This is a genomic window from Hymenobacter frigidus (assembly GCF_014640435.1).
Lineage (GTDB): Bacteria > Bacteroidota > Bacteroidia > Cytophagales > Hymenobacteraceae > Hymenobacter > Hymenobacter frigidus.
Genome location: NZ_BMGY01000019.1, coordinates 25,104 through 37,491 on the forward strand (window position 1 = coordinate 25,104; position 12,388 = coordinate 37,491).

5 protein-coding genes are annotated in these 12,388 nt (G+C 63.9%); 4 read left to right on the top strand and 1 reads right to left on the bottom strand.

What is annotated here, in order from left to right:
• Positions 1 to 33: 33 nt before the first annotated feature.
• Positions 34 to 1,680: a S8 family peptidase gene (locus IEW17_RS11425; protein WP_188562177.1), complete on the top strand. Its 1,647-nt coding sequence runs from the start codon at positions 34 to 36 to the stop codon at positions 1,678 to 1,680.
• A 97-nt stretch (positions 1,681 to 1,777) separates the two neighbouring features.
• Here IEW17_RS11425 and IEW17_RS11430 read toward each other — a convergent pair whose 3' ends face one another.
• A complete protein-coding gene (locus tag IEW17_RS11430; RefSeq protein ID WP_188562178.1) occupies positions 1,778 to 2,581 on the bottom strand; it encodes an SDR family oxidoreductase in 804 nt (267 codons plus the stop codon).
• Positions 2,582 to 2,864: 283 nt separating this feature from the next.
• Between IEW17_RS11430 and IEW17_RS11435 the strand changes: the two genes are divergently transcribed.
• The 3 genes from IEW17_RS11435 to rlmD all read left to right on the top strand — a co-directional run bounded on the left by IEW17_RS11435 (position 2,865) and on the right by rlmD (position 12,385).
• The gene (locus tag IEW17_RS11435) at positions 2,865 to 5,138 is read left to right on the top strand and encodes a GEVED domain-containing protein (RefSeq protein ID WP_188562179.1); all 2,274 of its coding nucleotides are present in this window, start codon (positions 2,865 to 2,867) and stop codon (positions 5,136 to 5,138) included.
• A 166-nt stretch (positions 5,139 to 5,304) separates the two neighbouring features.
• The gene (locus IEW17_RS11440; protein WP_188562180.1) at positions 5,305 to 10,800 is read left to right on the top strand and encodes a PKD-like domain-containing protein; all 5,496 of its coding nucleotides are present in this window, start codon (positions 5,305 to 5,307) and stop codon (positions 10,798 to 10,800) included.
• 172 nt (positions 10,801 to 10,972) lie between these two features.
• Positions 10,973 to 12,385: a 23S rRNA (uracil(1939)-C(5))-methyltransferase RlmD gene (gene rlmD, locus IEW17_RS11445; protein ID WP_188562181.1), complete on the top strand. Its 1,413-nt coding sequence runs from the start codon at positions 10,973 to 10,975 to the stop codon at positions 12,383 to 12,385.
• Positions 12,386 to 12,388 lie beyond the last annotated feature (3 nt).

The window sequence follows — 12,388 nt, forward strand, 5'->3', positions numbered from 1 at the left end:
CTGGTCGCAGCGTAGCGGCTACTTTTCTTGCTTATGACGATTTCCCCTTTCCGCCGCTGGTGGTTTTCACTGGCTTTGCTTACGCTGCCAACCCTGGGCCTGGCGCAATCGGTGGCCCCGCCCGCCCCCGCTCCGGCCGCTGACCAAAGCGCCGCCCAATGGTACCTCAAAGACCCACAGCTCGACAACGTGCCGGGCATCGGGGCCACCCGCGCTTACGCCGAGCTGCTGAAAAACCTGGTGCCCACGCCCGTTATCGTGGCCGTGATTGACTCGGGCATCGACACGGCGCACGTGGACCTGAAGCCCGTGCTGTGGGTGAACCGGGGCGAGATTCCCCGCAACGGCATCGACGACGACAAGAACGGCTACATCGACGACGTGCACGGCTGGAACTTTCTGGGCGGCAAAGACGGCCGAAACATCAACGCCGAAACCCTGGAAATGACGCGCATCGTGGCCGCCGGCCGCAAGCGTTTCAAGGGCACCACGGCCAAAACCGTGAAGGTGGCCGACAAGGCTGATTTCGCGCTGTATCAGAAAGCGGAGAAGGTGTACAAGACGCGCCTGGCCGAAGAAACCGAGCGCGCCGGGCAGGTCGAGAGCATGGCCGGCCCCATCACCGAGATGGTGGCCAAAATGAAGCAGGCCCTGGGCACCGACAAGCTCGACACCATCGCCCTGCGCAATGCCCGCCCCGAAGACCCCAACCTGAAGCGCGCCGTGGCCGGCATGCTGGAAATGATGCGCCAGACCGGCTCCGCCGACGCTGACGCCCTGCTCAAGGAGCTGAACGCCGGCCTGCAGCAGGAGCGCAGCCTACTCGATAACTCGCTGAACCTGAATTTCGACCCGCGCACCGACATCGTGAAGGACAACCCCAACGACCTGACCGACCGCAACTACGGCAACAACGACCTGCACGGCCCCGACCCGTTGCACGGCACCCACGTGGCCGGCATCATCGCGGCCGTGCGCGACAACAAAATCGGCGTGCAGGGCATCGCCGCCGACCCGGTAAGCATCATGGTGGTACGGGCCGTGCCCGACGGCGACGAACGCGACAAGGACATTGCCAACGCCATCCGCTACGCCGTGGACAACGGCGCGCAGATTATCAACATGAGCTTCGGCAAGGAATTCTCGCCCCAGCGCGCCGCCGTGGAAGCCGCCTACAAGTACGCCGCCACCAAAAACGTGCTGCTGGTGCACGCCGCCGGCAACGAAAATCACAACCTCGACGTGGCCGACAACTACCCGGCCTCGTTCTATATGAACAACACGACCGTGCCCAACCTGCTCACCGTGGGCGCGTCGGGCCCGAAAGACAACGCCGCCCTCACGGCCAACTTCTCAAACTACAGCAAAAAAGGGGTTGATGTGTTCGCGCCCGGCGTGGGCATTTTCAGCACCCTGCCCGGCAGCATCTACGGCAACGAGAGCGGCACCAGCATGGCCTCGCCCGTCACGGCCGGCGTAGCGGCGGTGCTCAAATCGTACTTCCCCAAGCTCACGGCCACCGATTTGAAGCGCATCATCATGCAGTCGGCCCGGGTGCACCACACCAAGGTAATGGTGCCCGGCGGCGAAAAAACGGTCGATTTCTCCACGCTGTCAGTCACCGGCGGCGTAGTGGATTTGTACGAAGCCGTGAAGCTGGCGCAGAAGGCTTCTTTGTAAGTTTTCGCACAGAGTTTAAAAAGGGAAAAAGGGAGTTTCACAGAGTTGGTATTCTCTGTGAAACTCCCTTTTTCCCTTTTTAAACTCTGTGCGAATTTTATAATACGCCCTTCTCTTCTTTGCGAAAGTGCCCTAGCACCAGCTTATCCGTAATCCCCGGAAACAGCTTGTTGAGCAACACCGTGAGCTTGCCCTGGCCGGTGAGTACCAGCGTGCGGCGCCGCTGCCGCACGGCTTTGAGGATTTCGTCGGCCACGGCTTCGCTACTCATCATTGCGCCCTCATCACGCGGCGACTCGCCCTGGGCCGAGCCATCGGCGGCCAGCGCCACCTGCCGGATATTGGAGGCCGTGAAACCGGGCGCGGCCGTGAGCACGTGCACGCCCTGGTCGAGCAATTCCGTGCGCAGGGCTTCGAGAAAGCCGTTCATGGCAAACTTAGAAGCCGAGTAGCCGGTGCGGCCCGGCAGGCCCCGGTAGCCGGCAATGCTGCTCACGCCCACGATGCTGCCCTTGCTTTTGAGCAGGTGCGGCAGGGCAAACTTGGTGGTGAAAACCGTACCGAAGAAATTGGTTTGCATGAGCTGCTTGATGACCTCCAGGTCGGCATCCTGAAAGCGGGCGCGCATGGAAATACCGGCGTTGTTGAGCAGCACATTGAGGCCCCCGAACCGAGCCACGGTTTCCTGCACCGCGCGCTCAGAAGCGGCCTCGTCGCCCACATCGGCCCGGATGGGCAGGTGGGCCACCCCCGCGGCGGCGAGCGCGGCGGCCGTGTCGGCGAGTTTGGCTTCATCGCGCCCGGTGAAGGCCACCTGGTAGCCGGCCCGGCCAAACGCCAGGGCGCAGGCCCGGCCAATACCCGAGGTGCCGCCGGTGATGAGAACGGTGGAAGTTGCCATGGCTTATCAACTAATAAAGAATATCCCAATTGAACCAATGGGATTCGAAGGGAAAATAATCCCGGCAAACTTACGGCTGGGTGGTGCGATTTTTGTGCCGCCGATTAAACCCTGGGGTTCGCCCCTGGCCCGCCAATCAGCGGGCTGGTTGAACGCAACGCCCGGCTTTCTAATGATGGGCAGGGCCGGTTGAAACCCGGCAACCGTTGATTTCACCCGTCCTGTCCCGGTTTTGTGCTTACATTTAACCACCAAATTCTATTGTTTCTCCTTTTCTTTTCTTATGCTTCCACTCCTACGTTTCTGGTCCCGGCTTGCCCCGGGTTTTGTGGCTGCCTTGCTGGCGTTGAGCGCGTCGTCGGCCCAGGCCCAGACTTGTCCCGTGGCGGCGGCCTGCACCCCCGGCCGGGCCAGTAGCGCCCAGGCCAGTGCCTTCAACATGGGCATTCTCAACGTGACGGTGGGCAACAACCTCATCAACCGGAATTCGGTGGGCCAGTCGGAAGGCTACCAGGACCTGAGCTGCACCACCAACGCGGCCCTGGTGGTGGGCCAGAGCTACGCCATCAGCGTGCGCACCAATGCCAGTACGCCCGAAAACGTACGGGTCTGGATTGACTACAACAACGACGGCGCTTTTACGGGTAACAACGAGCTGGCCTTCAGCTCCAACAACGCCACGCTGCACACGGGTACCATTACGGCGCCCGCCACGGCTGTGCTGGCAACCCGCCTGCGCCTGCGCGTTGCCGCTGATTACGGCCTGGGCACGGTGCCCACCTCGTGCTCCACGCCCGTGTACTCGCAGGATGAGGACTACAGCGTGACGCTTACTGCCAACGTGAGCCCGCCGGTAGCGGCCTTCACCACCAACGGCACTACCACCTGCTCGGGCTGCGTGCAATTCACCGATGCCAGCCAGAATCTGCCCACGGCCTGGCTCTGGACGTTTGGCGATGGCACCACCAGCACCCTGCAAAACCCCAACCGCTGCTACACCACGGCCGGCACCTACGCCGTGACGCTACGCGCCACCAACGCCGCCGGCGTGAACACCAGCGCCGCCACCAGCATTATTTATAGCACTACGGTGCCGGTAGCGGCCAGCTGCTCGCCGCCCACCATCAACTTCTTCGCCAACTACGGCATCACGCGCTTCCGGCTAGGCACCATCGACAACACGTCGGCCGATGGCAGCGCCGGCTACCAGGATTTCACCTGCCCGCAGCGCACCGACCTGACGGTAGGCGTGAACTACACCATGACCATCACCACGGGTGGCGTGAACCCGCACGACATTCGGGTGTACCTCGATAAGGACAATAACGGCATCCTGACCACCGCTGAGCAGGTATACCAGAGCCTGGGTACCCCCTCCCCCGGAGCCACCGCCACCCTGAATCTGCCCGCGGGTGCGGTGCTGAACCTGCCCTTACGCCTGCGCGTGGTGGCCGATGCCGTGGGTAACCCCCCCGGCCCCTGCACCAGCCCCGTGAGCGGCCAGGTGGAAGACTATACGGTGGTGCTGCGGCCCAACACCACGCCTCCCGTGGTCAGCTTCACGACCAATTACGTACCCGGCAACTGTGTGAACCCCATTCGGTTCACCGACACCAGCCAGAACCTGCCCACATCGTGGCTGTGGAACTTTGGTGATGGCACCACCAGTACCCTGCAAAACCCGCTGCACACGTACGCGGCCACGGGTACCTTTTCCATTACCCTCACGGCTAGCAATGCCAATGGCTCGGCCGCCATCACCCGGCTCAATGTGGTGAGCGTGACGGTACCCTGCCTTAGTTACTGCGCTTCGAACGGCACGGGCGGCATCGGGCCGGGCGGCACCCAACAGGCCAGCCCGTTCTTCATCACCAACGTGAGCGTATCCAATGGCCAACCGGCCTACAACAACTTCAGCAACGTGGCGGCTGGTGGCTACGCCAACTACACCACGCTGCCCGTTACCATCAACAGCGGCCAGCTGATAAACCTGACGGTCGTTTCGAACCTGAACATCGTGCACCGCACGGCCGTGTGGGTCGATGTTAACATAAACGGGGTGTTTGAAACCAGCGAGCTGCTGACCAACGGCGTGACGAATGCCGGACCGAACGCCGCTACGTTTGCCACCAGCTTCACGGTTCCCGCGGGCGCGGGGGGGCTCAATACCCGCATGCGCATCCTGGCCGTGGCCAACACCAATGCTGCGCCCTCGCCCTGCGCCGTGAACGTGCTAAATGCCGAGGTAGAGGACTACCAGCTGATTGTGCGCCCGCTGGCCACCCTGGCGGCCCAGGCGCTGCCCGCGCTCAGCCTGTTCCCCAACCCCACCCTGGACGGCCGGTTGCGCCTGCGCCTGCCCGACGCGGCCGCCGCGGGCACCTACCGCGCCGAAGTGCAAAACGTGTTGGGTGCCACCGTACTACGCACCATCCTGCGCCTGGGCCCCGCCGCCGATGCTGAGCTGGACCTGAGCGCCCTGGCCCCGGGCGTGTACGTGCTGCGCCTGCGCGACGCCAAGGGCCAACTGGCGCTGCGCCGCGTGGTGCGCGAATAAACCCCCGGTGTTTTCCAGCAGCAACGATAATGATTGGTGATTAAGCAGCAAACGGCCAACCCGCCTGGTGCTGCTTAATCACCAATTGAATTGTCCTTCGCCATTGGGTTAAAACTTAAACCTTCTGATTTCCACAACTGATAAATTCCTGCCCTTTACTTTTTTTATGTCACAACCCTTACTTCGACGCTTTTACGGGTCGCTTCTGCTGTTGGTCCTGCTGGTGCTGGGCGCACGGCCGGCGCAGGCATCCCACTTCCTCGGTGGCGAGATGAACTACCGGTACCTCGATGCCAATGGCCCGGTTGGCAATCCGTTCCGCTACGAAATCACGGTCACAGTTTACATCAACGCCCTGCCAGGTACGCCCGGCCAGCCGGTGCGGAACCAAAACATTTTCGTATTCAACCGCACCACCGGAGCACGCACGAACGTGAACCTGACCGGAACGATTTCGCCCGTCATCACCGGGCCAAAAATCCCGGCGGGCTGCAGCATTGTGCCCCCCAACCAACCCTTCGTCATCAATCGCTTCGTGGGCACGGTCAACCTGCCGGTTTCTTTTGATGGCTACTACGCCGTGTTTTCGGTGGCGGCACGCAACGCCGGCATTGCCAACCTCGCCAATTCGGACAGCCAACCCCTGACGCTGTACGTGAGCATGGCCCCGCCGCTGATTCCGAACCGCTCGCCGGTATTCTCCGATACGGCCGTGGCCATCGTGTGCCAGAACGACACCACCATTTCCCTCAACAACGCCTTCGACCCGGACGGCGACCGGCTGGTGTACTCGTTTGGGGCTCCCTTTGGCACCTCGCCCAATAACTTCACCGCCTTTCCTCCCCTACCCAACACCATTCCTTACCGGTCGACGAACTTCAGCGCGGCGGCTCCGTTTGGAACCGGGCCCGGCAACTTCGCTACCATCAATGCCAGTACCGGCATTGCCAAGTACGGGGCCACGTCCATCGGCCAGTACGTGGTGGCCGTAGATGTGTCCGAGTACCGCAACATCAACGGCAACGAGGTGCTTATTGGCACCACCCGCCGCGACTTGCAGCTGCTGGTTACGACCTGCCCGCCCACGCCGCCGCCCGTGCTGCCGCCGGCCCTGACCATGCCCCGCGACTACACCATAGAAGAAGGCCAGTCGCTGAGCATTGCACTATCGGCCTCCCAGGCCAGCGGCAACCACCCGCTGGTACTCACCCTGAACAGCGCCTTGCTGGACGGCAGCGGGCCATTCAACACTACTTTCAACGGCAGCACCGGCACCGTGCAGCCCGGCAACCTCACCGGTACGGCCTCGGTTTCAGGCGTGAACACGGTGTCGGGCACGTTCGTGTTCAACTCCGCCTGCGGCAATGCCCGCACCGCACCCTACGACCTGGGCGTGACCGTGAAGGACAACGGCTGCGGCGGCAAGCAGGTTTCCGACATCTTCCGCATCACCGTGCGGCGGGCTTTGGGGCCCAACGCCATCAATGGCCCGGCCCTGGTGTGCGACCCGGCCACGGTGCGCACCTACACGGCCGCCGGCCCGGTACCGGCCTCGTACAATTGGCGCGCAGTGGGCGGCGCCATCACCAGCGGCCAGGGCACCAGCACAGTGCAGGTAACCTGGGGCAATGCCAACACCACCGGCACGCTGGTCCTGAAAGGCATTTCGTCGCGCGGCTGCCCCACCGACTCGGTGCTGAAAACCGTTGACATCCGCCCCCTGCCCCCGCTCACCGTCACGCCCGCAGCCACCAGCATTTGCCAGGGCACGTCGACCACGCTGAGCGTGAGCGGCGGCCAGGCAGGCCTTACCTACGCCTGGACTGGCGGCGGCATCAGCTCGACCACCACGACGGTGACGGTATCGCCTACGACAACGACGACCTATACCATAACGGGCTCCGACGGCACCTGCACCACTTCGGCCACCGTAACCGTGACCGTGACGCCCCCGCCCGTGGCCAATGCCGGCCCCGACCGCAGCGTGTGTCCCGGCGTGACGTCCACACTCCTCGGCATGCCCCCGGTAGCCGGCCTCACCTACGCCTGGAGCCCGGCCACGGGCCTGAGCAGCACCACCGTGGCGCAGCCCACCGTGACCCTGCCCAACGCCACCGGAGCTCCCATTGTGCTGAAATACGCCCTCACGGCCAGCTCGGGCGTAAATTGCCTGAGCATTGATTCCGTATTCGTCACGGTGAATCCAGCGGCCATTGCCAATGCCGGCCCGGCCCGCGCAACCTGTGCGGGGGTGGCTTCAGTTGCCTTGGGCACGCCCGCCCTGCCGGGTTACACCTATAGCTGGAGCCCCGCCATCGGCTTGAGCAGCACCAACGCCGCCCAGCCCACCGCCACGCTGCCTAACACCACGGGCACGGACATCACCACTAGCTACACCCTGACCGCCACCAGCCCCCAAGGTTGCACGGCCACGTCGACGGTGATTCTCACGGTGAATCCGGCCGCCGTGGCCACGCCCGGCCCCGGCATCAGCTTCTGCTCGGGCACGGTTTCGGCCCCACTGGGCGGCACGGCCGTACCCGGCACCACGTATAGCTGGAGCCCGACTACTGGACTGAGCAACCCCACCATCCTGAACCCGACGGTGACCGGCACCAACACCACCGGCGCGCCCATCATCGTGACCTACACCCTCACGGCTACCACGGCCAACGGCTGCGTGGTCACCGCCACCGTGGACGTGACCATCAACCCGGCCGCCGTAGCCGATGCCGGCGCGGCGCGCGCCACCTGCTCGAACGTGGGCGTCGTTATCGGCGGCACGCCGGTAGCCGGCACCACCTACGCCTGGAGCCCGGCCCTCGGCCTGAGCAGCACCACTGGTCTGAACCCGACCCTGACGCTGCCCAACCTCACGGGCGCGCCCATCATCGTTACCTACACCCTGACGGCTACCACGGCCAACGGCTGCGTAGCCACTGGCACAGTCGCGGTGACCATCAACCCGGCGGCCGTAGCCCAGGCTGGTCCCGATAAAACGACTTGCTCGAACGTGGGCGTAGTCATTGGCTCGGGTACGCCGATAGCTGGCACCACCTACGCCTGGAGCCCAACCCTCGGCCTGAGCAGCAGCACGTCGCTGACTCCAACCGTGACGCTGTCCAACCTGACCAGCGCCGCCGTCACGCAGCAATACATTCTGCTGGCCACCACGGCCAACGGCTGCTTCCAGCGCGATACCGTAGTCGTGACCATCAACCCGGCCGCTGTGGCCGTGGCGGGTGCCAGCCGCGCCGTGTGCTCGGGCCTGAGCGTGATGCTGGGCGCGGCCCCGGTAACTGGCTACACCTATAGCTGGAGCCCGGCCACCGGCTTGAGCAGCGCCACCGTGGCCAACCCCACCTTCACGCTCACCAACACCACCGCCACGCCCAACCCCATCGTGTACACCCTCACGGCCACTACCGCCAACGGCTGCGTGAGCACCGGCACCGTGACCGTGACCGTGAATCCCGCCGCCGTGGCCGAAGCCGGCCCCGACCAAGCCGTTTGCGACCGCAAGCAGCTAACTCTGGGGGCTCCTATTCGCGCCGGCTACACCTACAGCTGGAGCCCCGCCACCAATCTGAGCAGCGCCAACGCCGCCCAGCCGGTCTTCACCGGCGTGAATGCCACGGCCGCCCCGCTCACCCTTATCTACACCCTCACGGCCACCACGGCCAGCGGCTGCGTGAGCACTGATGTCGTGACCGTGACCGTGAACCCGCGCCCGGCGGCGGAGGCCATCACCGGCCCGGCGTCGGTGTGCCCCACCGTTACGGGCCTCGCTTACTCGGTGCCTACGCCCGCAGCCGCAGCTTATACCTGGCTGATTAGCGGCGGCACCATTGTCAGCGGCCAGGGCACTCCGGCCATCACCGTGAACTGGGGCGTGGCCACCACCAGCGCGTTCATCAAGGTGTTCCGCCTCAATGCTCAGGGCTGTTCTTCGGATACTACCACGCTGCCCATCGTCATCAACCAGCGCCTGCAAACGGTGCGCCCCACCGGCCCCGGCGACATCTTGGCCGTGGCCCCCGTGCCCACCTCGGTGTGTCAGGCCGATGGTCCGTACATCTACCGCAGCGGCGTGTTCTCCAACGGGTCCAGCTACTCGTGGGTCATCAGCGGCGGCACGCAGGTGAGCTCCTTCCAGAACACGGTGACCGTGAACTGGGACCCGGTGACGGTCGCTACCACCCGTACCATTGTGGTGACGGAAACGAGCAACCCGGCCGGTGGTATCTGCCGCGGCACTTCCACTCCGCTGCAAGTACTGGTCAATCCTTCACCGCTCACCACCCTCGCCATCACCAGCCCGGTGCGCGTGTGCCAGGGCAGCGGCCCCGTCACGGTGAGCCTGCCCGGCGGCTTCGCCGGCTCCACTTACGTGTTTCAGCTGAACGGCACCCCGCTGGCCGGTACCGGCAACAGCCGCACCATTGCCACGCTGCCCGCCCCCGGCACCTACACCCTTACGGCGCAGGAAACCACGGCCGGCCCCGCCAGCTGCGTGGGCCCGGTGTATACCGTGCCCTTCACCGTGAACCCGCTGCCCACGGCCCCTACCATCACAGGCTCGGGCTTTGTGTGCAACACCGCCACGCCGCAGCAGTACGCCATTGCCAACCCCGCGCTGGGTGCCAGCTACCTCTGGACGGTGATGGGCGGCACCGTTACGGCCGGCGGCACCAGCAGCCAGGTCACGGTACTATTCAACGCCACCGGCCCCTACTCGGTGAGCGCCGCCGAAATCAGTGCCCCGCCGGCTTCGTGCACGGGCCCGGCCGCTACCCGCACCATCGTGTTGGATAACCCCACCATCGCCCTGACTAATGCTTCGGTGGATGCCACCAGCAACAACCGCGTTGTCCTCACCCTGACCGCTCCCAACAGCAGCAGCACCCCCAACCCCGTGCAGATTCAGCGGCGCGTGGCGGCCACTGGCAGCTTTGTGACAGTAGGCACGGTCGCCGCTTCGGCCACTACCTACACCGATAACAACGCGGTGGATGCCTCGGCCAACTCCTACGAGTACCGCCTGAACCTCACCAACGGCTGCGGCACGCTGCTGACCAGCAGCACTGCCCAGACCATCCGGCTGGTGGCTACCAACGCCGGCACCACCGGCACCGGCGGCTTCGACCAGGGCAAAACCACCCTCACCTGGAACGCCTACGTGGGCTTCCCGGTAGTCGAGTACCAAATCTTCCGCCGTACCGATGCCGGCACGCCGGAGCTGGTGGGCAAGGTATCTGCTGGCAGCCCCCTGCAAGCCGTGGTGAATAATGCCGCCACGGGCTCCGTCTCCGGCGCGGGCTTCAGCCAGAACTTCCGGGTAGTGGCGGTGGGCACCGGCACCACACCGCTGCGCTCGAACTCCAACGAAGCCAGCGTAAACTTTGCCAACGCCGTCCGGACCTACAACATCATCACGCCGAACAACGACGGCCGCAACGATGTACTGGTCATTGACAACATCCAGCTCTACCCCGGCAATGCCTTCACGGTGTTCAACCGCTGGGGCCGCGAGGTGTACAAAACCACCAACTACCAGAACAACTGGGGCGGCGACGCCAACACTGCCCCCGGCAACTACTTCTACCTGCTGACCGTGCCCAACGGCCCCAGCATCAAAAACTGGTTCGAGGTGGTGAAATAGCCCGCCTTCCCCATTCAAACAAAGGCCTCCCGGTACCGGGAGGCCTTTTTTGTTTCAAAAGTCCCTCCCCACCGCCACGCAGCCGCCCCCCATCCACGCCAGACCGGTGCCCCCTCTTTTTTGGAGAGGGGGTCAGGGGGTGAGGTGCCCCCGCCCTACCTTTGCTTCACATATGAGCCGAGCCAAAAATATCCCCGCCGAGTTACTCCGCAACGTTAAAATTCAGGACATGGTGGCCGAAGGCAAATGCCTCGTTCGCGTCGAAAATCTCGTCATCTTCGTGTCCCAGGTCGCCCCCGGCGACGTCGTAGACCTGCGCGTCACCAAAGCCAAGAAGAGCTTTCTCGAAGCCGTGCCCATCAAGTTTCACGAGTACTCCGAACTGCGCACCACACCGTTCTGCCAGCATTTTGGTACCTGCGGCGGCTGCAAGTGGCAGCACCTCACCTACGACGCCCAACTGCACTATAAGCAGCAGCAGGTAGTCGACCAGCTCACCCGCATCGGCAAAGTGGAGCTGCCCGAAATCCGCCAAATTCTGCCCTCTCCCCAGCGCACCTACTACCGCAACAAGCTCGAATACACGTTCAGTGACAACGGCTGGCTCACCACCGAGCAGATAAACGACGATACCACGCAGTACAACCGCGAAGTTGTCGGCTTCCACACCCCCGCCCGCTTCGACAAGATTATCGACGTGGAGCACTGCTGGCTCCAGGCCGAGCCGAGCAACGAAATCCGCCTCTTCATCCGCGCCTACGCCCACGAGCACAAGCTGGCTTTCAACAACCTCGTGCGCCAAACCGGCCTGCTCCGCAACCTCATCATCCGCACCGCTCAAAGCACCGGCGAAATCATGGTGATTCTGCAGTGCTACCACGCCGACGACGCCATCGCGCCCCTGCTCGACGCCCTGCTGGCCAAGTTCCCCGGCATCACCTCCCTCAACTACGTCCTCAACAACAAGGGCAACGAAACTTTCAACGACCTCGACGTGGTCACTTACCACGGCAAGCCCTACATCGAGGAAGATATGGAAGGCCTGCGCTTCCGCATCGGCCCCAAGTCCTTCTACCAAACCAACTCCGAAGGGGCCCACCAGCTCTACAAAGTCGCCCGCGACTTCGCCGGACTCACCGGCAACGAGCTAGTATACGACCTCTACACCGGGGCCGGCACCATCGCCAGCTTCGTGGCGGCCCAGGCGCGCAAAGTCATCGGCGTCGAATACGTGGACCAGGCCGTGGCCGACGCCCACGTCAACGCCGAAATCAACAATATCACCAACACCGAGTTCTACGCCGGCGACATGAAGGACGTGCTCACTGCCGAATTCACCGCCCACCACGGCCGCCCCGACGTCCTCATCACCGACCCGCCCCGCGCCGGCATGCACCCCGACGTAGTGGCCCGCCTCCTGGAGCTGCGCGCCCCCCGCATCGTCTACATCAGCTGCAACCCCGGCACCCAGGCCCGCGACCTAGAACTGCTCGACCCCGCGTATCGGGTGACGCGCGTGCAGCCCGTGGATATGTTCCCGCATACCCACCATGTGGAAAATGTGGTGCTGCTGGAGTTGAAGTAGCTT

Coding starts and splice junctions, on each gene's coding strand:
- IEW17_RS11435 (WP_188562179.1), top strand. CDS start 2,865: ATGCTTCCACTCCTACGTTTCTGGTCCCGGCTTGCCCCGGGTTTTGTG.
- IEW17_RS11440 (WP_188562180.1), top strand. CDS start 5,305: ATGTCACAACCCTTACTTCGACGCTTTTACGGGTCGCTTCTGCTGTTG.
- rlmD (WP_188562181.1), top strand. CDS start 10,973: ATGAGCCGAGCCAAAAATATCCCCGCCGAGTTACTCCGCAACGTTAAA.
- IEW17_RS11430 (WP_188562178.1), bottom strand. CDS start 2,581: ATGGCAACTTCCACCGTTCTCATCACCGGCGGCACCTCGGGTATTGGC.
- IEW17_RS11425 (WP_188562177.1), top strand. CDS start 34: ATGACGATTTCCCCTTTCCGCCGCTGGTGGTTTTCACTGGCTTTGCTT.